This window comes from Paraburkholderia sp. RL18-101-BIB-B, from assembly GCF_046026985.1.
GTDB lineage: Bacteria > Pseudomonadota > Gammaproteobacteria > Burkholderiales > Burkholderiaceae > Paraburkholderia.
This window is the reverse complement of sequence record NZ_JARESV010000034.1, coordinates 24,174-45,793: the sequence shown is the minus strand read 5'-3', so window position 1 is coordinate 45,793 and position 21,620 is coordinate 24,174. Positions and strand designations below refer to the sequence as shown.

Annotated in this window: 16 protein-coding genes; 15 read left to right on the top strand and 1 reads right to left on the bottom strand. The window is 60.3% G+C overall.

The window, feature by feature from the left end:
- The first annotated feature begins 25 nt into the window (after positions 1–25).
- Together P0D73_RS33130 and P0D73_RS33125 are read left to right on the top strand one after the other, a co-directional pair.
- Positions 26–1,891 (top strand): sensor histidine kinase, encoded by a 1,866-nt coding sequence (locus P0D73_RS33130; protein WP_408434692.1) that lies wholly within the window; start codon positions 26–28, stop codon positions 1,889–1,891.
- Positions 1,881–3,242 carry a sigma-54-dependent transcriptional regulator gene (locus P0D73_RS33125; RefSeq protein ID WP_408181346.1) on the top strand — a complete coding sequence of 454 codons (1,362 nt, stop codon included), beginning with the start codon at positions 1,881–1,883 and terminating at the stop codon, positions 3,240–3,242. Before P0D73_RS33130 ends, P0D73_RS33125 begins: the two co-directional genes overlap by 11 nt.
- 137 nt (positions 3,243–3,379) lie before the next feature.
- Here P0D73_RS33125 and P0D73_RS33120 read toward each other — a convergent pair whose 3' ends face one another.
- Positions 3,380–5,278, bottom strand: coding sequence for a serine aminopeptidase domain-containing protein (locus P0D73_RS33120; protein WP_408434656.1), 1,899 nt, complete (start codon positions 5,276–5,278; stop codon positions 3,380–3,382).
- A gap of 1,756 nt (positions 5,279–7,034) precedes the next feature.
- Between P0D73_RS33120 and P0D73_RS33115 the strand changes: the two genes are divergently transcribed.
- From P0D73_RS33115 to P0D73_RS33055, 13 genes are all read left to right on the top strand, one after another.
- Positions 7,035–8,219: a hypothetical protein gene (locus tag P0D73_RS33115; protein ID WP_408434654.1), complete on the top strand. Its 1,185-nt coding sequence runs from the start codon at positions 7,035–7,037 to the stop codon at positions 8,217–8,219.
- 1,082 nt (positions 8,220–9,301) lie between these two features.
- Positions 9,302–10,345 carry an NAD(P)-dependent alcohol dehydrogenase gene (locus P0D73_RS33110; protein ID WP_408315222.1) on the top strand — a complete coding sequence of 348 codons (1,044 nt, stop codon included), beginning with the start codon at positions 9,302–9,304 and terminating at the stop codon, positions 10,343–10,345.
- Between the two features lie 36 nt (positions 10,346–10,381).
- Positions 10,382–10,699 carry a hypothetical protein gene (locus P0D73_RS33105; RefSeq protein ID WP_408315224.1) on the top strand — a complete coding sequence of 106 codons (318 nt, stop codon included), beginning with the start codon at positions 10,382–10,384 and terminating at the stop codon, positions 10,697–10,699.
- Entirely contained in the window at positions 10,696–11,718 is a 1,023-nt protein-coding gene (locus P0D73_RS33100) for a CobW family GTP-binding protein (RefSeq protein WP_408315226.1), read from the top strand. Before P0D73_RS33105 ends, P0D73_RS33100 begins: the two co-directional genes overlap by 4 nt.
- Positions 11,715–12,809 carry a WD40 repeat domain-containing protein gene (locus P0D73_RS33095; protein ID WP_408315227.1) on the top strand — a complete coding sequence of 365 codons (1,095 nt, stop codon included), beginning with the start codon at positions 11,715–11,717 and terminating at the stop codon, positions 12,807–12,809. Before P0D73_RS33100 ends, P0D73_RS33095 begins: the two co-directional genes overlap by 4 nt.
- A gap of 39 nt (positions 12,810–12,848) precedes the next feature.
- Complete coding sequence (locus P0D73_RS33090) at positions 12,849–13,052, top strand: hypothetical protein (RefSeq protein WP_132377162.1); 204 nt, start codon at positions 12,849–12,851, stop codon at positions 13,050–13,052.
- A gap of 469 nt (positions 13,053–13,521) precedes the next feature.
- Entirely contained in the window at positions 13,522–15,192 is a 1,671-nt protein-coding gene (locus P0D73_RS33085) for an aromatic/alkene/methane monooxygenase hydroxylase/oxygenase subunit alpha (protein ID WP_132377163.1), read from the top strand.
- Between the two features lie 57 nt (positions 15,193–15,249).
- Positions 15,250–16,332: an NADH:ubiquinone reductase (Na(+)-transporting) subunit F gene (locus tag P0D73_RS33080; RefSeq protein WP_408285889.1), complete on the top strand. Its 1,083-nt coding sequence runs from the start codon at positions 15,250–15,252 to the stop codon at positions 16,330–16,332.
- A 60-nt stretch (positions 16,333–16,392) separates the two neighbouring features.
- Positions 16,393–17,475 carry an aromatic/alkene monooxygenase hydroxylase subunit beta gene (locus P0D73_RS33075; RefSeq protein WP_132377165.1) on the top strand — a complete coding sequence of 361 codons (1,083 nt, stop codon included), beginning with the start codon at positions 16,393–16,395 and terminating at the stop codon, positions 17,473–17,475.
- Positions 17,476–17,519: 44 nt separating this feature from the next.
- Positions 17,520–17,873, top strand: coding sequence for an MmoB/DmpM family protein (locus P0D73_RS33070; protein WP_018434416.1), 354 nt, complete (start codon positions 17,520–17,522; stop codon positions 17,871–17,873).
- 82 nt (positions 17,874–17,955) lie between these two features.
- The gene (locus tag P0D73_RS33065) at positions 17,956–18,981 is read left to right on the top strand and encodes an amidohydrolase family protein (RefSeq protein ID WP_408434652.1); all 1,026 of its coding nucleotides are present in this window, start codon (positions 17,956–17,958) and stop codon (positions 18,979–18,981) included.
- Complete coding sequence (locus P0D73_RS33060; protein WP_408315234.1) at positions 18,978–19,862, top strand: iron-sulfur cluster assembly protein; 885 nt, start codon at positions 18,978–18,980, stop codon at positions 19,860–19,862. The genes P0D73_RS33065 and P0D73_RS33060 overlap by 4 nt, the downstream gene beginning before the upstream one ends.
- A gap of 42 nt (positions 19,863–19,904) precedes the next feature.
- Entirely contained in the window at positions 19,905–21,542 is a 1,638-nt protein-coding gene (locus P0D73_RS33055) for a molecular chaperone GroEL (protein ID WP_408285880.1), read from the top strand.
- Positions 21,543–21,620 lie beyond the last annotated feature (78 nt).

The following is a 21,620-nucleotide window of genomic DNA, read 5'->3' as shown; positions in this document are numbered from 1 at the left end:
GGCGACCGGTGGGGCGACCTTGAGCATGAGGAAAAGCGGTATTCCATTGTGGGGCTTGGTGGCGGCAGCCGCGCTTTACTTCGGCGCGGCTGCCGCCGCGGTCGAGTTCGCGTGGGACCGGTCGATCAATGCGCTGGCGGAAATCGGCACACACCGGCTCGACTTGTATGCCGCCAGCCTCAAAAGCGAACTCGGCCGGTACGAGATGATGCCCTCCATCGTCGCGCGACAGGAAAGCGTGCGTGCATTGTTGGGCGCGATGCCCGACCCGGCGGCCGGACTTCTACAAACGGTGAATACCTATCTCGACGCAGTGAATCACGAGGCCGGCAGCGTTGCCGTGGATGTGATCGACCAGCACGGCTTGGTCATTGCCGCGAGCAACTGGAATCGGCCAGAGAGCTTCGTCGGCACAAACGTGTCCTATCGACCGTATTTCCAGGACGCGCTCGCGCATGGCGCGGGTCGCTTTTTCGGCATCGGTACCAACACCGGCATGCCCGGCCTTTATTTCGCGAGCGCGGTGAGGGATGCGGGTGGGCCGATCGGTGTGACGGCAGTCAAGGTAAGCGTCGACGCGCTCGAATCCGCGTGGAGGACGCCGGGCGAAGCGTCGATGGTGATCGACGCTAATGGCGTAATTGTCATTTCGACGATTCCGGCGTGGAAGTTCACCGCGCTTAGACCGATTACCGCTGAGCAGCAGCACCGGATCCAGGCGTCGCGGCAATACGCGGGCCGCAGCGTTGAAGCGCTGCCGTATCGGCGTCTCGATGATTGGGGTACCTCGGCGTGGTTTGCACGCTTTCCCGACTGGGCTCACCCTGGCCACGAGCGGCGCTATCTGGCGATGTCGCGAACCGCGCCGCAGGCCGGCGATTCGATCCTCGTTCTGCTCGACATCGCCGGTGCGCGGCACCAGCAGCAAATCGCGCTCGCGTTCGTCACGGGGGCCTTCCTCATCGTGGGTCTTTATTGCCTCTATGCGATCCAGCGCCGTCGCGCAATTGCGGAAAAACTAAAGGCACAGGACACCTTGCGCAGCGCCAATGATCGACTGGAGATCACGGTTCGCGAGCGCACGGCGGCACTGACGCAGGCCAACGAGCGGATGCGGCAGGAGATCGTCGAGCGCACACGCGCTGAGCAGCTTCTGCGGGACTCGCAGCAGGAGGTCGTGCATGCGGGCAAGCTTGCCGTGCTCGGACAGATGGCGGCCGGTTTGACGCATGAGTTGAACCAGCCGCTCGTTGCCATCAAAACGCTTTGCGAAAATGCAGTCACGTTTTTCGAACGCAATCAACCTGCACCTGCCATCGGAAACCTGCAGCGTATTTCGCGGCTGGTCGACAGCATGGCGGTACTGACAAGTGAACTCAAGACCTTCGCCCGCAAGCCTGATTTCGAACGGGTTGCCGTGTCACTGAATGAGGCGGTGACGCATGCGGTGCTGATCTACGAAGCGCGAATTCGCGACGAACACGTGCAACTAGACGTCCTCATCCCGGCCGGCACGAAGATATGCGCGGAGCCGAGCCAGTTGCAGCAGGTGATCGTCAACCTGCTCGGCAATGCGCTCGATGCAGTCGCCGGCCAGGCCGAGCGTATTATTTCCATTGAAGCTTCCAGAAATGAGCAGCCGGGCCGCGTGCTCTTCAGCGTCAGTGACAGTGGCCCCGGCATCGCGCCAGAGGTGCTGTCGCATCTGTTCGAACCATTCGTTACCACGAAGCCGCGAGGGCACGGCCTGGGACTCGGACTCGCTATCACCTCCCGTCTTGTCAACGGCTTTGGGGCGCGAATCTTCGCCGCCAATCGACCCGACGGCGGTGCACAATTCACGATCGAATTCTCCGAGACGACGGCACAGGAGACAGCAAATGGGCGATGAGATTTGCGTTGTTGTAGTCGAGGACGATGAGAACGTTCGTCTCGGCGTCGAGCAGGCGGTTGCCCTGGCGGGATTTCCTGTGCGGGCTTATGCGGCTGCGGCTGAGGCGCTGGCGGAGGCCACGCCCGGAGCGCCCGTAGTGATCGTGTCCGACGTTCGGATGCCGGGCATCGACGGCCTGAAGTTGCTCGAACGCGTCCTCGCGGTCGATGCGCAGATCCCGGTGGTACTGATCAGCGGGCACGCGGACATCGCGACCGCGGTGGGTGCGATGCGAACGGGTGCCTATGACTTCATTGAAAAGCCTTTCTCGTCGGACCACATCGCGAGTCGAGTGGCGCGCGCTGTCGAGAAGCGCCGTCTGACGCTCGAAGTACAGGGCTTGCGCGCGGCGCTGCGAAACTGGAAAGGCATAGAAGGCCTTGTGCTCGGCAAGTCACCCGCGATCGTCGAGGTTCGTAGGAAAATCCTGCGGCTCGCGGATACATCTGTGTCAGTGCTGATTACGGGAGAAACGGGCACGGGCAAGGAACTGATCGCGCGCGGGCTGCACGATTTCGGCGGCCGCCGCGATCATCATTTCGTTGCGCTCAATTGCGGCGGTCTCCCGGAGCAGCTATTCGAAAGTGAGTTATTCGGTCATGAAGCCGGCGCGTTCACGGGTGCGATCAAGAATCGCATTGGCAAAATCGAATGGGCCAACGGCGGCACGCTCTTTCTCGATGAGATCGAAACCATGCCCATCGCACTGCAGATCAAGATGCTGCGAGTACTGCAGGAACGCCGAATTGAACGGCTGGGCGCGAACGAGGAGATCGCCGTCGATTGCCGGATCGTGGCTGCGTCGAAGGCGGATCTCGCCGAGCTTTCGACAGATGGACGTTTCCGGGCCGACTTGCTGTATCGGCTGAACGTCGCGCAGATCGAATTGCCGCCTTTGCGCGAACGTCGTGAAGACGTACCGCTGCTATTCGAGCACTTTGTACTCGCTGCCGCGGTTCGTTTCGGGCAGTCCGCTCCGATTGTGTCGGCATCGCAAGTCTCCGAGCTGATGTCGCACCAGTGGCCGGGCAATGTGCGGGAACTGCAGAACGTCGCAGACCGATTCGTGCTGGGTCTCGGCGGCGATTGTCTGTTGCCGAACGGCAGTCAGCGAATCAAAAGCGGAACGCTTGCGGAGCAACTTGCGCATTTCGAGCACATGCTGATCGAAGATATGCTGCGCCGGCACAATGGAAACATTGCTGAGGCCAGCGCGGAACTGGGAATGCCGAAAAAGACGCTGTATCACAAGGTGCGTCAATTGAAGTTTTCGGCTGGAGACGCGCAAAGCGAAGGGCTCGACGTGTGAGAGTCGGTCATACCGATGGATCATGTGCCTTTCCACGATGCGCGGGATACGGTGCCGTGCGCGACATAGTGAGTCATATCGGCCAGCACGATGACTATCACCAACGCCGCTTTCAAATGCACCCGCACAAATCGTTTTCACCACCTTCTCCGTAGTGGAGCGCGGCTCAAGACAGTCGGAGCCTGTCTTGACCCATCGTCGGATGCCCGAGCTCCGGCTTCTTGCCCACGCTGCTGCGACATGGCCAACACCGGATCGACGACCTTGGGCGCCACCGCCTTCTCGTGCAGATCCTTGATGAACGCCTCGCTTAGCGCAATGACCTTCGCGGATGCTCGCGGATCGAAAAGCGCGTGATCGAGCTCGTCATAAACAACCGCCTTGACATTCGAAAAGCGCGCCAGCTTCTTTCCGCGTTTGCCGAAATGCGCGTTGAACTGCTCCATCCCTTCGTCGCCTGAACCGTAGATGAAGAGAGTCTGCACGCCTTTGCGTTCGAGCGCATGAACGACGCTATGCGGGTCCGTAGCGGCTTCGGCCGCGCCGGCACCGTTGCCGGTCACGCCCAGCGTATGCGAACGCAGGCGCGCGATCAGGTTCGAAGCGACGGCCTGCGCGATGGGCCGGAACTTGCGCTTTCCGCTCAGGACGAGCCACCACTTGGACGGCTTGAATATCGCAGGCCCGACACGCTTCATCGAGTTGCGCTGCTCCTCCTCCAACTCCGCCATCGACATGCCTGGGGGTATGTAAAAGCGCGCGATATTGACCGCGATGACGGCCGTGAGCGTCGGCTCCACGAGCGATGCGTGCAAGGCGCTGTAGGCGCCCGAGCAGATCCCGAACGAGATGACCGTGTGATAGCCCTTGCGCTTGAGCCAGGCGGCTGCCGTCGCGACATCCTCGATGGTTGTGGATGCATGAATCGACGGAACCAGATCGAGCGGCCCTTGTGCGGTGCGCGGCGGACTGTCGCCGATGCCGCGCGCATCGATACGCATGGATGCGATGCCGCGCCGAGCCATTTCACGCGCGATGCGAACCGACAGCCGGCTATCGCCGTGATGCACGCTGCCGGCGGTATTGGTGATCAGCATGACGGGCCCGAACGCGAGCCTGCCGCGCGGTTCGCACAGGATGCCGAACAGGCCGTTGGCGCCGAAGATGACCGGGTGCTCGCGGGCTTCGGGCGTTTCGATGATCGCTTCGTCGTCGAGTGATACGCTCGGCCGTGCGCCTTTATTCCCCGACCTTTGGACGCGCGTGCCCGGGGCGCCGTCCACGATCCACTGCACGGCCCGGTCAAACGAGCGAGCCGGCACGACCGACGACTTCGTCTCATCCACATATTCGAAGTAGCCTTCCAGCATGCTCGTTTCGACCTCGACGCCGCGTCCGCGCAGCGTCGAACACAGTGCGGCGCTAGCGCGGAAACGTGCATCGAGCACGAGAACGCGTGCGGGTAACGAAGCGTGTTCGTCCATTGACTTCGAGAGATCGAGCGCTTCCAGTTCACCGCAAAGCCGGTCGCTGTAAACCTGTCCGAGCACGTTAAACGGCCTGTCGCGCTGCGCGGCACGCAAGGGCGGGACGAGATTGTCGAGCCAGACCTTGCGCACTGCCGCCAGTTCGCGCAGATAGGCGTGCCCGCGTGTGACAGGCGCGAGCAACACGAGCGAGTCGGCCGCGCATCGACGCGACGCCAATGCTGCCACGGCCGCACCGAAACGCAAACCGCAGAGCGTCACGCTCGTCACACCGGTTTGTTCCTTGAGCCGCTCGACGGCCGCTACGGTATCGGACACGAAGGCATCGAGGTGATGGGCATTGCCGTCGACGCCTACGGAGTCTCCCGTTGCCAGATAGTCGAAGCGCAGCACGGGAATGCCGTACGCGGACAGCTCTTCGGCGAGGTAACGGATGCCCTTGTGGCACCACGGCTCTTCATGGCCAAAAGGACTGCAGATCACCACGCCATGTGTGCCATGCCCAGGATGAAGCCATCCAAATCGTCCACCGAATGCGATCGGCCTCATGGGTTACCTCGACCGGCTTGGTTATCGTCGCCTGTTATGGCCGGGTGGCAAAGAGCGGATGTTGCAGCCTCTTTTGCAACTTCGCCGCGCAATGTTCTTGTCTCGTAGCGCATGAGTGTCGAACCTCTTTTTTGTTTTGAGCATTTCGATCGATTGGATCGCTCTTTAGAAATGAGTTCGGTGCGCTAAACAACACTGCAGAAGCAGGGAACGAAGTTGACCTGGACACAGGGCATTGATGAGATCGCGCTGCAAGCAGTTGCCACCGTGTGGCGCTAAAGCTCCACGGTGGATGGAAAGGTTGTATTTTCAACGAGTGCTCGGGGACGCGGCCGAGGACTACGCATATCTCTTTCGAAGAGTCGATTGAGGCTTTACCCGTAACCCGCGCGCTTTATCGTGATGCCACTCGGGACTGTGGGAGTTCGCACATAGCATTGTTGCCCGGCGCAGTAATCTGTATGCGAGGGAGCGGAGCTCATCGTCAAGTACGGGGCATTGTTGGAATGCGACTGTTCGCCGGTGCCAGCCGGACGACAGATAAATACGCTATGACGCGTTGTTCCAATACGGGTGCGCGGACGAATCGCGAGAACTTCTTCAGGGGAGGCGTGCGCATGTACGCGCGCGAACCTTTGTTTCACAACATATCGGAGCGAGTCGCTCAGACACGCATGTCGCGCTTTGGCGCGGCGCTTGAGGTCTTCACACCGGCGAGCGTTTTGCGCGCTTCTTCCCAAGCTCGAGTTGAATTACGCGCAAAGCCTCCTCGGTCGGGAGATCGCGCCGGAGGAGTCGTCGGCGTTGACCGCTATAGCGGCTCGTCGCCGATGAGCGCGCGACCGTTTCGGCATGAGTTCGGAATATCTGAGCATGAGCGAGGACGCGGGAGTCGAACCCGGCGAACAGTTCGCACTCGATGCGCTGTGCTCACACATCAAGCGGCCGCAGTTCCAATCGATTTCCGGCTGCATTCGTGCCGGACGTGATCGCCGATCTTCCCCCGGCTGGGCCTGATGGTGAAGAACGTCGACGGCGCACATACCTGTCTCGTCGTCGAACCTCGCGACGGTCGCGAATATGCTCGCGCGCAGACTGATCGGCGCTTGCCGAGAATTGCGAGAGCAGTGTGAGTCGCCGCGCTTCCCATGCGCCTGGAACCCAGGAGTTTCAGGCGCAATCTCTCTTCAATTATTTTCTTTCAACCAAATTACTCATACGGTTAAAATCAGATTTAACTGACACAATGCGTGTACTCGATTATTCTTCATACGTTTAAAATCAACATCCAAAATCATCGGTATTGACATCCATACAAATGGGGATGTTCAGGAAATTTGTTCCGTGTTTGGTAAAAAGTATGATGATATGACGTACATGTTGTAACAAGTGTGACGTAGAACTGACTTTGGTAATCTGATACGATTGTTAAAAGACGGTAATATTTTACCGTCTAGCTATTCTTCTGCTCTCATCGGCGCTTTGCGTCATCGAAATGCAGGTCTGGCGATACCTTCCGGAAGACCCTGCTTTACCAATCCTGAAGTTCTCTTTGCTTTAAGCGGAGATTTCTTCGGGAATTCGCTCGCACCTTCGCGTATTCGCATCGCCGAATACGCGGGGCAGTGCGTATGTAAGCGTTCGGGCTTTTTGCGCCCGTTATCTCGCTTAATTTCCCTTTAAACGCCTGTGCGGTCGAGGTCGTCTGCTTGGGTTTTGGCTTTTCGATCGCGCCGGCATAGTTGGAACGACTTGAATGATTAAGAATACACCAGCTGCAACACTCTCAGTTTCTGACACTCAACTCGCGGTCCGTCGTAAATTTCTGACATCGTTATTGGCCGGCAGCGGTGCACTTGTGCTCGCCGCATGCGGCGGCGGCAGCGATCCCGCCAATGTCGACGCGGTAGCGAACAGAGGCCGGCACGGCGGCGGTGCCTCGAATCCGCGCGGCGCCAGTTCCCCGAGCGGCGCCAGTTCCCCGGCCGGCGCGAGCACGCCGGCTGCGCCGAGCACGCCAGCGAGCACGCCGTCAAACACCGATGGCGTTCTTCTCGACACGTCTTTCGGCGTAAAGGGCGATGGAACGACCAACGATCGCGCCGCGCTTCAGCGCGCAATCGACGGCTCCATCGGGCAGATTCTGCTGATTACCGGAAAGAGCCGGATCGATTCGGCCGGTCTCGATCTGCGCACCAATAGCCATGTGCGATTTGCAAGCGGCGCTTCGATCAAGTTGCTCCCGCATAATACCGACACTTATGAAATTCTTCGATTGGCGGACGTAAGCAACGTCACGCTCGAAAGCCCGTATCTCGACGGCAGCAAGGAATTGAATTCGGCGAAGTCGGGGGAATGGGGAATGGGGATTTCGATTAATGGCGCGACGAATTGCACCATTACGTCCCCGACCACGATTAATTGCTGGGGCGACGGAATTTATATCAATAATAGTGATAGTCAGAGTAGTTCCTACAGCAAAAACATTACGGTCAATTCTCACCATGCGACCGGATGCCGTCGCCAGGGTGTATCGATTATTAGTGGTAGTGGGATCACGTTCAATACTCCGCTTTGGGAAAATATCGGAGGGACGCAACCCGGATGCGGTCTTGATATCGAACCGAATGATAATACCGCCGTGTTTGAAAACATTCGCATCGTCAGCCCGACGACGAATAATTGCGCCGGTGGCGGGATTCTCATTTATTTCGGTTTCTTGCCAGGTCCGGTCAACAAGACGGTCAGCATCAGCATTACCGGTCATACGGATACGGGCAGTCCCGGCGGCTCGTTCAACGTTCAGGGCCTCCATCTGAACGGCTACGTCGTGAACGGATCGATTACCAGCGCCAATCCGGTCTGGAAACGCGCGATGAGCCTGGAAGACTGGGACAAGGGCGGCCCGACGGTGACGGTCACCAACGCGCGCATCGGGTGATGTGATTGTTTAGTCGGTGGCGCGATGCCGCAATGGATCGCGCCCCGGCTGTTTAATCGTCTGGTGGAACATTCTCCAGAGGAAAATGGCGATGGGTAGTTAAAAATCAGCGACGCTCCAGTTTGCCGGAATCATAGAAAAGCCTTCTTGTCGGAAGGAAGTTCCTTCGAGCGATTTCTCATCCGACGATCGATTCATATGTTTGGCGCGCAAGAGCTAAGTTGATGCGTTATACCTCAGTTGAATCCGCCGGTCTGTTCGGTTAAATCCGCCAATCAAATAAAAAAACGCAGCATTCTGGCGTTAATGGGCGAAGTCTGTGAAAAATCTCACAATACCATTTCCGCTTTATAGCTTCGCCGCATGGGTCCTCCGCGTTATTCAGTGCAACTTGGCGGTTTAGCTTTCCGTTCAAGGAACTGACACCGCGGCGCTTCGTGAGTGGACTTAGTAATGGGTGAGCGCCTTAAGGCGAAGGGCGTCACACTGACCAGCCACTTCGCCGAAGACCGCGTCGCAGTCTGCGGCACCTTATCGGTCACGATGCCGGCTTCGATGCATCGCGACATCGAGCTCGGAAATTCGCCTGGAATTGCCTTGACTTAGCGGTCGCGTCGCCGAGACGGGCAGGGAACTGAGCATTCCCACATCCTGAAACCAGGCGGATCAGACATCGTGGTACTTCGCGTTTCGAGAACGCACAAACAGGCGAGTTGGACGACGCCGGGTATGTCGGGCAAGAGCGCAGGCACGCAGCTAGCCGGGCGATGATGTCCCGCTACTGGCAATTCGAAATTCCGCGCGGCGTCAGCAAGCCTTCATGCCGGATGCGTCCCATTTTCGGACAAGCCGCCGATCCCCACCCACACTAAGCGTCCGATTTTGCGACAGTGCTCCAGCACGCGAGCCATCTGGTCGCTGCGGATAGCACCGCTTCCCATGCTCACGCGCCTTCTTAGGGAGGCGCGATCGCTTCCTTCTCCTTTGGCATGGACATTGCCTAGTCTGTGTCGGCCCCGCGCAAAAGCGCCGCTCGTATGGTTCGTGCATTTGCCGGCCATACATAAACGGAGGAGACAAAAGTGAAAGCTGCCGTGCTACATCAGTACGACGAGTCATTGACTCGTGAAGAATTCGTGCGCTACGAAGATGTCGACGATCCGAAGATCGAGCGACCCACTGATGTCATCGTCCGGATTGGCGGCGCCGGTGTGTGCCGCACCGATCTGCACGTCGTGGAAGGCATCTGGCGCAGCAAGGTCGATGTGACGTTGCCCTACATCATGGGCCACGAAAACGCCGGCTGGGTCGAAGAAGTGGGCCGCGGGGTGGAGAGTGTCAAGGTGGGCGACCCGGTCATCTGCCATCCCCTCGTAACGAGCGGACATTGCCTCGCCTGCCGTCGTGGCGACGATATGCACGCCACGGAGAGCCGGTTTCCCGGCATCAATGCCAACGGCGGCTACGCGCAATATCTGGCGACGGGCGAACGCTCGCTGATCCAGTTGCCGAAATCGCTCGCGCCGAAGGACGTCGCACCGTATACCGACGCCGGCTTGACCGCGTACCGCGCTGCGAAAAAAGCGTCGCGCCATTTGCTCCCCGGTCAGTTTGCCGTCGTGATCGGCGGCGGTGGTCTGGGGCACATCGGTATTCAGGTTTTGAACGCGCTTTGCGCGGCTGAAATCATCGTAGTCGACCGCTCCGAGGTCGCGCTGCAGCTTGCGAAGGATTGCGGCGCGCATCACACGGTCAAGGGCGACGGTGATGAAGTGGAGCGCGTACTCGAACTGACGGGCGGCAACGGCGCCGAAGCGGTGATCGATTTTGTCGGCGAAGGCGACGCAATCGCAAAGGGCCTCGCCATGACGCGCAACGCGGGCTTCTATTACATCGTTGGCTATGGCGGAAAGATCGAGTTGCCGACCATCGACATGATCACCAGCGAGAAGACGATCGTCGGCAACCTGGTCGGCACGTATCCCGAACTCGTCGAACTGATGGCGCTCGCCGACCGTGGCCTCGTCCATCTGTCAACCCGCGAATACCGTCTGAGCGAGGCGAACCAGGCGCTCAAGGATCTGCACCACGGCAAGGTCAAAGGCCGGGCGGTGTTGATTCCGTAGTCGCCTCGACGGGCGCACCTCAACGTGGAGATCGCCGTGACTGTGGAACGTGATGCAGCCGCGCTTTTCGAGCGCATGCGTCTGGTTATTGCACTGACCGAAGTCAATTCCCACCACTTGCGCGGAGAAAGCAGACGCGCGGGCGCGGAGATCGAACTGGCGTGCGCACTGGCTTGCGAGGAGCGCGACGGTGTGTCGCCAGAAGGAACGTCGCATATCGAGCAATTGCGCGAGCGCCTCGGCGAGGCCGAAAGCGCGTTGCGGGCGATCGAATCCGAGCGGGAGCGGCTTGCGAACGAGCTGGCTCAACTGGACAGTCGAGCTTCGTCTGAGACACAAGGGGGCTGGCAATGAATCGGATTCCGGTTACGGTGCTCACCGGCTTTCTCGGCGCTGGCAAAACCACGCTGCTCAATCGCATTCTGCGCGAGCAGCACGGCCGGCGTTATGCGGTGATCGTCAACGAGTTCGGCGCGATCGGCATTGACGGTGGTCTCGTCGTCGGCGCGGAAGACGAGGTCATCGAATTGAACAACGGCTGTGTCTGTTGCAAGGTGCGCGGTGATCTGATTCGCGTGGTGGCGGCGCTGGTCAAGCGTAAGGACGGCTTTGACGGGATCCTGATCGAAACCTCCGGTCTGGCTGACCCCGCGCCGGTGGTGCAAACCTTCTTTATCGATGATGAGATCCGGCAGCGCACGCGGCTCGACAGCGTAATCTGCGTGGCCGATGCCGCGCATTTGCAGGCGCGCCTCGCAGACAGCCGCGAGGCCGCGGAGCAACTCGCGCAGGCCGACATCGTACTGATCAACAAGATCGACCTCGTCGATCCGGCCGGTCTCGCTTCGGTTCAGGACGCCGTGCGGCGCATCAACCCGACCGTGGAATGGCGGACCAGTGTGCGCTGCGAAATACCGCTTGCCGCGCTGCTCGATCGCGGCGCGTTCGATCTCAAGCGCATGGCGCTTGCCACATCGGCGGGTGAGGGCGGTGAATCATCACGCGGCGAGCGGACTTACCACTACGTGCCGCTTCGTGCAGGCGCCCCCGTCAAACAGGGTCGCCATAGTCACGGTATCGACAGTGTATCGCTGCGTGTCGAGCGCCCGCTCGAACGCACGCGCTTCCTCTCCTGGCTGCAGCAGTTGGTGGTCGAGCAAGGCCAGAACCTGTTGCGTGCAAAAGGGATTGTCGATCTCGCCGGATCGGAGCGTCGCTTCGTGTTTCAGGGCGTGCACATGACGATGGATACGGATTTCGACCGGCCCTGGCGAGCCGGCGAACACCGTGACAGCCGCCTCGTGTTTATCGGCCGCAATCTCGACCGGCGCGAGTTGCGGGAGAGCATCCGGTACTGCGAGATCGACTCATGAACGCGCCTCCCGTTCTGATCGAACTGCTCGGGGCGTGTTGGGTCACCGACGCGTCCGTCGTCGAAGTCGTGTGGGACGCGGCGGGGCAATCCGCTGGATTCGCCCTCGGTGACGGCACGCTTGCGCTCGCCACGGGTGTCTGGGACGGCGGCCCTCGACTCAAACCACGCGAGAGCGGCGGCGTCGAGGTCGTGCAGGCGCAGGCACCACCCGCGCCGCTCGCGCGCTTCAGCGTGCATGAGGGCACGTGCCTGGCCCTTGCCGCCGACCCTGCGGGCGGCTTCTTGAGCGGTGGTGATGATGGCCGTCTCGTCCATCTGCGCCTCGATGGCACGAGCGAACTCGTCGCGCATGAAGCCGGCGCATGGATCGACCGCGTGGCCGCCAGCCAGGCGGGTGGTCGAGTCTATGCAAGCGGTCGCCGGATTCATTGGCTTGGGGCCAAACCTGCCTGCCTGATGCTGCCCGGATCGGCGACATCGCTGGCTTTCGACCCAACTGGTACACAACTGGCGATCTCGCATCATGGTGGCGTCACGCTGTGGGCAGCCGACACGCTCCGGGAGCGTCAGCTTGCGTGGCCGGGCTATCACCGCAACGTGGCGTGGAGCCCTGATGGCCGCTATCTCGTGAGCGGTATGGAAGAGAATGCGCTGCATGGCTGGCGGCTGCCCGACGGCGCGGACATCGAGATGGGCGGCTATCCCGGCCAGCCGCGCTCGCTATCGTTTTCCGCTGACGGCCGCTTTCTCGCCACCAGCGGCGGCATGCGCGCAGTGTGCTGGCGCTTCGATCCGCCCGGCGCGAACGACGAACCACACGAATGCGGCGTTCTCGGCAAGGCGCCGGTAAGCCAGGTGGCCTGCCATCCGGCTCATCCGCTGATTGCGGTGGGTTATCACAGCGGTGCGGTGTTGCTGTGTCAGCCAGGCAGTAGCGACATTTTGTTTATCAAGGATTCCGGCAACAGTGCGGTCAGCGCGATGGCCTGGTCGCCGGACGGTGGGCGGCTCGCTCTGGGAACCGAGGCGGGCGAGTTGGCGCTGGTGTTTCTGCCCGACGAGCTGTTCCGCTTCGGACGCCGCGGATAAACGGGCGGTGCTTCCATCCATGTCAAAACGGAGACAAACATGCATAACGGACACACACCCAAAGAGCAGTTCTTCGAGCGCCTTGGCGCCGTGGCGGACGAGATGATCGAAGCGTACGGCAAGGACTTCGCGCTAGGCGCGCTAATTCTTACGGCACGCTTTGTCGCCGAAGGAAAAGAGCCCGACGGCGCTGCCCGAAGCGTGATTCTTACGGGTGAAAGCCACGGCAGCGTTGCGACGTAGCAGCGCGCCACGGTTCACCCCGTTAGCCATCACTGAAAATATGGTATCCGAAATAATATAGACGATCGATTCAGCGCCCGCCACCCGATCCAAACGTCCCAATATCGGACAGCGTCGTGAGGCGGAGTTGTCGCAGAACACAACATGGCGCACTGCAAGAATTTCCGGCAAAAGCCCGTGCTCGTTACCAGGCTTGATGCGGAATAAAGAATTCCTTCTGGCACGCTTATCGCTCTATCAGTGCAGGTCAAACCGGAAGCGTCGACGTCACAAAACGCGAGCCGAAAACAGCAGGAGACACGATCAATGAAGACCGGCCCAACAGGCTTGTCCTTCCGTTCCTTCTCCCGAACTTTTCGCTTGCCAACGAGACGGCCCGCCCGTGTTGTTGACTCTGGTCCTGGCGGTAGCCGGCCCTGCCCGAAGCGTCGCATTGCGACAGTTATCGAAATGGAACTAGGAGAGCTCAATGTCTGATGGATTAACGCTCAACAAGATCACGTCCCAGCGCGGGATCAGCATTGGCGAAGCGGCACGCCGCGTTGCCGATCTCGGTTGGACTCCGAGTTACGTCCAGGAGGCCATGACCTTCCCGACGGACTACAAGATCAGCAAGGCGCCACGCGACCCGATGAAACAGGTGCTGCGCTCTTATTTTCCGATGCAGGAGGAAAAGGACAACCGCGTCTACGGCGCACTCGACGCGGCATTGCGCGGCGACATGTTCCGCAACGTCCAGCCCCGCTGGGTCGAATGGATGAAGCTGTTCCTCGCCATCATTCCGTTCCCCGAGATTTCTGCGGCGCGTTCGATGGCGATGCTCGGCCGGCTCGCACCGGGAGAAGAGCTACGCACCGGCTTTACGATGCAGATGGTCGACGAGTTCCGGCACTCCACGATCCAGATGAATCTGAAAAAGTGGTACATGGAAAACTATATCGATCCGGCCGGATTCGATATTACTGAAGCCGCATTTGGCAAGTGCTATGCCACCACGATCGGCCGTCAGTTCGCCGAGGGCTTCCTCACCGGCGATGCGGTTACGGCCGCTAACGTGTTCCTGCAGGTGGTGGCCGAAACGGCGTTCACGAACACGCTGTTTGTCGCGATGCCATCGGAAGCCGCCCGCAACGGCGATTACGCGTTGCCGACCGTGTTCCTTTCGGTGCAGTCGGACGAAAGCCGCCACATCGGCAATGGTCACTCGCTGGTGATGTCGATCATCAACGATCCGGACAACCATCTGCTGCTCGAGCGCGACCTGCGCTATGCATTCTGGCAGAACCACGCAATCGTCGATGCCGCTATTGGCACCTTCATCGAGTACGGCACCACGGACCGCGACAAGAACAAGGAATCGTACGCCGAGTTGTGGCACCGGTGGATCTACGAGGATTACTACCGCACCTACATGCTGCCGCTGGAAAAGTACGGCATCAAGATTCACCACGACGACGTCGCCGCCGCCTGGGACCGCATTGTCAAGCAGAACTATGTCCACAAAGTCGCACAGTTCTTCTCCGTGGGCTGGCCCGTCAACTTCTGGCGCATCGAAGCGCAGACCGAAAAAGACTTCGAATGGTTCGAACACAAGTACCCCGGCTGGTACGCCGAATTCGGCGACTTCTGGAAGTGGTACGCGAAGAAGAGTGTGCCGGGCGAAACCAACATGCTGTTCGATCAGGAAAACGGTTACGTGTATCCGCACCGTTGCTGGAGCTGTCTGGTGCCCTGTCTGATCCGTGAAGACTTCGTGGTGGACGAGGTCGACGGCCAACTGTATACGTATTGCTCGGAGCTGTGCCGCTGGACGCATAAGGTGGCGTTCGCGCCGGAATACGAGGGCAGACCGACCCCGGCTATGGGCCGCTTCAGCGGACGCCGCCAATGGGAAGAGTGCTACCACGGCTGGGATCTGGCTGATTGCATCAAGGATCTCGGCTTTGTGCGCAGCGACGGCAAGACGCTCGTGCCGCAGCCCCATCTGCGCTTTGACGACAAGCAGATGTGGACGCTCGACCACGTGCGCGGCAACACGATCCAGAGCCCGATCGTGCTGCTGCGCGCCATGACACCGGAGCAGCGCGAGAAACACATTGCCGAGTATCGCGCCGGCTTCAAGATCAATCCGGTGAATTGACGAAGCTATCCGATCCGGCGGCGCCTATATCGCCGCCGGACGGATCAGGAGCACAAGATGAGCGACACGCAAGAGACGAGGCACGAGATGACGGACACAGGCGACGACAAAGTATTCCATACCGTTTCCTTCGAGCCGGTCGGTGTGCAGATGTCAGTGGCGGAAGGCGAGACAGTGCTCGATGCAGCGTTTCGCCAGGGCATTGCGGTGATGCATGGATGCAAGGAGGGGCAGTGCAGCAGCTGCAAGTCGCTGTTGATCGAAGGCGATGTCGAACTCAAGAAGTACTCGACGTTCGCGCTGCCCGACTACGAACGCGAATCCGGCCACATCCTGCTTTGCCGCACGCTCGCCTATAGCGATCTGACCGTCGAGCTACTGAATTATGACGAAGACCTGATGCGCCGCTCGATCGCGGTGAGCGAATATGATGCGACGCTCACGAAGATCACCGCGCTCACGCACGACATCAGGCTGCTGGAAGTGAGGTTGTCGAGGCCGTTGCGCTTTTGGGCCGGACAGTATGTCGACCTGACGATTCCGGGCGCGGGCATCACGCGATCTTTCTCGATGGCGAATACGCCTGACGGCGAATCGACGCTGAAATTCATCATCAAGAAGTATCCCAATGGCGCGTTTTCGTCGCAACTTGACGGTGGTCTGAGCCCGGGCGACAGGCTGATCGCGAAGGGGCCGTACGGCACCTGTTTTCGTCGTGAGGACCAACCCGGACCGATGATTCTGGTGGGCGGAGGGTCGGGCATGTCGCCGCTGTGGTCGATCCTCAGCGACCACGTGCAAAGCGGCGAAGAGCGACCGATCCGTTTTTTCTACGGCGCGCGCAGCCGTCGCGATCTGTTCTATCTCGACGAGTTCGAGGAGCTGGAACAAAAGCTGCCGGATTTCCGCTTTATTCCGGCGCTCTCGAATGCCGAACCAGATGACGGCTGGATGGGTGAGACCGGCTTCATCCACGAGGTGCTCAGCCGCACCTTGCGCGAAGAGGCGCTCGCTGGCGAGATCGACGCCTACACATGCGGTCCCACCCCGATGATCGAGGCGGTGATGCCGGTTCTTCAGATGGCGGGTGTCGCGCCAGAGCGGCTCTATTTCGACAAGTTTACGCAGGCGGTTCGCTGACCGAATCTGGCAACACGCCTATTCGAAGTGCCTATAACCGAAACACGATGGAGGACTAACATGAGTACGTTGGCAGAGCAGTCGCCAGTGAAGTCGGGCGCGGCCGGCGCGGCCCAGTTTTCCGGCTGGGACAGCCGCAAGTACAACTACTTCGAGCCGAAGGGACGCAAGGCGAGCCACTACGAAGACATGACAGTGGATGTACAGCCGGACCCGAATCGGTATCTGCTGCAAGACTGGATTCTTGCATTCGCTGACGGCACGCCAACGTATTCGAAAACCTGGACGGCGGCCAAAAGCTCGGACTGGCATCGGTTCCGCGCGGTGGACGAAGAGTGGGAGCGCACCCATTACCAGCGTCAGTCGACCATTGTCGGCATGATCACCGGCGCGATCCAGAACGCGCGGCGCTCGGGTGCGGTAAAGCGCTTCGATAAAACCTGGATCAAGGTGCTGGAACAGCATCTGGGCGCATACAAGCATGCGGAGTTCGGCTTGGGCACGGCCACGATGCATGCGCAGCGCTACGGCTACACCCAGATGATCAATAGCGCCATCCTCACGAACGCGTCGTACAAGCTGCGCTTTGCTCAGGACCTGACGCTTTATTTAGGCGAGATCGCGTTGGACCTGCCCAACCTCGACCTCGATGCCGGCAAGCAGCATTGGCTCACCGACCCAATCTGGCAGGACACGCGCCGGGCGATAGAGACCATCGGCGGCGCCACCGATTTTCTCGAGAAGTACTTCGCCGTGAACATCGTATTCGAGCCGCTCGTGGCAGATCTGTTTCGCAGCGGATTCATCATGCAGGTCGCCGCCTCGCAAAACGATTTTCTGACTCCGACCGTCGTGTCCGCGGCGGAAGGCGACTATGAGCGCAATCTGGCCAATGCCGTCGAACTGTTCCATATGCTCGCCAACGACCCGCAACACGGCGAAGCCAATCGCAAGCTGTTCGGCGAGTGGCTGGAAAAACACGGTGCGCTGGCCTCGGCGGCAGCAAAACAGTTGCAGCCGATCTGGTCGATTCCGCACGTGAAGACGGCCCAGTTCAACGACTGTCTGAACAGTTCCATAGAGCGGGCGGAGATGATCGCGAGAGAAATCGGCGTTCACTTTCCGTCGTCGATCCGCGCCTGAGCGCTTCTCGAACCCATCGAACCAACCGCGAAGAGGAGTACGCAATGTCAGTGCATACCGACAATATTTTCAAGTCGATGAAGGACGTCCGCTTCGAACAGACCATTTCGCATCAATGCGGCGTGACGATGAACGACAGCGTCGAGGCCCGGGCGATTGCCGAACTGATGTCCGCCAAGCCGGGCATCACGGTGACCTATCTGCCCGCGATGATCCGTATCGACGGGCAGGGCAAGATCGAGTTCAAGATGGGCGAGATCAGCGAAGTGCTCGGTCGCGAGATGACGCCGCATCTGTTCGAAATCTCCACCTCGACCCACTACGGGCGGATGGTGATGATCGACGACGAGACGGTGGTGCTGTTCGGCAATATGGACGATGCGATGGCTTACGAGTGAGCGAACACCCCGCCAGCTAATCAGGCGGCCGCGTGTCCTCAAAGGGCGACGGGCCGCCCATGCAACCAAGGAGACGAATGCCATGTATCGAACCACGGACGGTGAAGAAATCTTCGTCATCGACGGACACGTTCATCTATGGGACGGCAGCAAGGCCAACCTTAAAAACGTGCACGGTCAGCAATTCATTGACTGCTTCTACGCGTATCACTCGAACCTGAGCCCCAAGGAGTATTTGTGGCCGAAGGAGAAGTTCGACAAGTACGGCGAAGAAGCCATGTACAACGACCTGTTCGTCACGGGTTACGACGACATGGCGATCTGTCAGCCAACCTATCTGACGGACTTCTACAAGAACGGCTTCAACACGACCGAAGCCAACTACGTGCTCAAGCAGAAGTATCCGCACCGCTTTATCGTCAACGGCGCATTCGATCCGCGCGATGGGGAAGCCGGACTCGATCGTCTCGAGGAGCTTGCGTCCCTCTACACGATTCAGGGCGTCAAGCTTTACACGGCGGAGTGGCGCGGCGACAGCAAGGGCTACAAGCTGTCGGACCCCGGCGTGCAGCGTTATTTCGAACGCTGCGAGAAGCTGGGCATCAAGAACATCCACGTGCACAAGGGACCGACGATTCTGCCGCTGAATCGCGACGCGTTCGACGTGGCCGATGTTGACGATGCCGCCACCAGCTTTCAGAACCTGAATTTCATCGTCGAGCACTGCGGCTTGCCACGGCTTGACGATTTCTGCTGGATCGCGACCCAGGAGACGAATGTCTACGGTGGTCTCGCTGTGGTGCTGCCGTTCATCCACACCCGGCCTGAGTACTTCGCGCATGTGATCTCGGAACTGCTGTTCTGGATCGGCGAGGACAAGATCCTCTACGGCAGCGACTATGGCATCTGGTCGCCGAAATGGCTGATCGAGAAGTTCATGGCCTTCGAACTGCCCGAGTCGGTGAGTAAGGAAACCGGCGTGCAGTTGTCGCTGACGGCCAAGAAAAAGATCCTCGGGCTCAATGCGGCGCGGTTGTACGGCATCGACATCGAGGCGCAAAAGGCGCTGCTGGAGGACGTCCGGCAACCGGCAGCGGTCGGCGCATGAGCACCGCGCGCGCTGTGCAAGCACCGGCTGTCGTCGTGTCGAGGAGCGCTGTCGACCGGGTCGCCGAGGTCTGGTCCCGGCTGGCGGCGGTCGACGACCCGGAACTCGATGAGTCGGTGACGGAGCTGGGTTTCGTCACCGCGGTGGAGGTCGACGGCGGCTCTGTATCGATCGGTTTTCGCCTGCCGACCTACTGGTGTGCGGCCAACTTCGCCTACCTGATGGCGGACGACATGCGACAGGCGATAGCGGCCTTGCCATGGGTGACAGACATCACGATCACACTCGACGAGCATATGTATGCCGCCGAGATCAATCGAGGCGTAGCCACCGGACGGTCGTTCCAGCAAACCTTCGGCAACGAAGCGAATGGCGAAGTGGAGGACGTGCGGCGCATTTTTCTCGTCAAGGCTTTTCAGCGGCGGCAGGAAGCGCTTTTAAGCTGGCTGCTGGCGCAAGGCAACGAGCCTGCGATGCTGGTGCGCTTGAACATGGCGCAGCTGTCTGCGCTCGCAAGCACAAGCACGGACGACGACGGGAAAACCCAGCGCCTGGTCGCGCGATATCGCGAGCGGCGTTTTGTAGTGGGGCGCTGTATCGACGAAGCAGAGCAGACGGATGAACCGGCTTTTATCGACACTGAAGGTGCGCCGCTGAATCCTGACGGGCTGGGTGCATACCTGCGCGCGTTGCGAAGGGTCGGCGTCAATGCCGAATTCAACGGCGCGTTATGCCGCGGTCTTCTGGCTGCCCGCTATGGCGAAAGCTGCACTCCGGCGTCAGCGGTCGAGATCAAACCGGTGCATTTCGTCCGCACTGGCGGTTCGAAGCCCGGAGGCACGTTCGCGCCACCGCGAGAGACACGCGGCGCAGCAGAGTAAAAAACACCAATCCGAACTAACCGGATCAGGAGGAGCAGGATCATGCCGAATATCATGCTGCATGACGACGACGCGCGTATGGCGCTAGGTCGAGGCGTTGCGAAACTGGCCAAGGCAGTGCGAGGCACGCTCGGCCCACGTGGAATGAACGCGATCATCGACCGGCCAATCGGCACGCCGATCATTTCGCGCGACGGTGTCAGCATTGCCAACGAGATCGAACTCGAAGATCCGTTCGAGAATATCGGTGCGCAAGTCGTCCGCGAAGTGTCCAAGCAGACCAATGAAGTTGCCGGGGACGGCACGACCACCGCGACCGTTCTGGCCGACGCACTGGTCCAGGACGGGCTCGCTTGCCTCGCGCAAGGCGCCAATCCGGTCGAACTGGTGCAAGGTCTGGAACTAGCCGTCAACGAAGCAATCGACGCGCTCAAACGCGCTGCGACGCCTCTGCGCAGCGGTGACGAAGTGCGCGCCGTGGCGGTGGTGGCAGCCAACGACGAATTCACCGGCAAGCTGGTGGCCGAAGCATTGGAGCGGGTGGGCGCCGATGGGATTGTCGATGTGGAATACGGCACCACCGTCGAAACCCGTCTGGAAGTAGTAGACGGGATGGCTTTCGATCGCGGCTACCTGTCACACCATATGGTGACGGACATCGAGAGAATGCAGGTGGTGCTGGATAACCCGCTCATTCTGATGACCGACCAGCGGCTGCAATCGCAGGAAGAAGTCGCAGCGCTTCAGGCATTGGCGAGCCGGAGTAAACGTCCGCTGCTGATCATTGCCGAGGAGGTGGCGCCGGCCTGCGTCATGACGCTGCTCGCATGGCGCGACAACGGCGGCATGCCTGTCGCGGCGATTCATCCACCGGAGTACGGACACTGGCGCAAGGCGATGCTCGAGGACATCGCAATCGTCACAGGCGGTAAGGTCGTTGCCCGCGACCTCGGCGGAAAGCTGGAAGCCACCGAATTGCGCGACCTCGGCAGCGCGCGGCAGGTGCGCATTTCGTCGAACCAGACCATCATCACCGCCGGCGGCGGCGATCCGTCGGCGGTAGCGGCGCGTCGTCAGCAGGTGGCGCGCCAGTATGAGATGGCGCCGGAGAACGTTGAGCGCGACAAGTTTCAGGTGCGCCTTGCAAAACTGTCGGGCGGCACCGCGCTGATTCTCGCGGGTGGCGCGACGCCGGTCGAACAGAAACGTCGACTGCATCTGATCGATGATGCGATTCACGCGGCGCGCGCGGCGATTGCCGAAGGCGTCGTGCCGGGCGGCGGCATGGCCCTGTTGCGGGTCTCGTCCGAACTGGAGGGCGTCATTGCGCGTAGCCACGGCAGCGTGCAGCAAGGCGCGCGGCTCTTGCAGCGCGCCTTGGCGAAGCCGCTCTTTCACATCGCGACGAATTGCGGCCTCGACGGCGCGGCCATCGTAAGTGAAGCGGTGCGGGCAGAACCCGGCATGGGTCTCGACGCGCGTAGCGGCGCATTCGTCAATCTCGTCGAGGCCGGCATCATCGATCCGGTAAAGGTCAGCTACAGCGCGGTGCGCAATGCGGCATCGGTTGCGGGGTTGATTCTGACCACCCAGACGCTGATCGCCAAGAAACCGGAGACGATCGATCCGACCGTCGGACCGGCACTAGGCGCAGGCGCCGAACTGCTCGGCCGCCAATAGACGCGTGAGATCGACATAGCCGGTCTCCGTATCCGGGGACCGGCACAGCAAGGCCGCTGCCGGCACGAATCGGGCGGC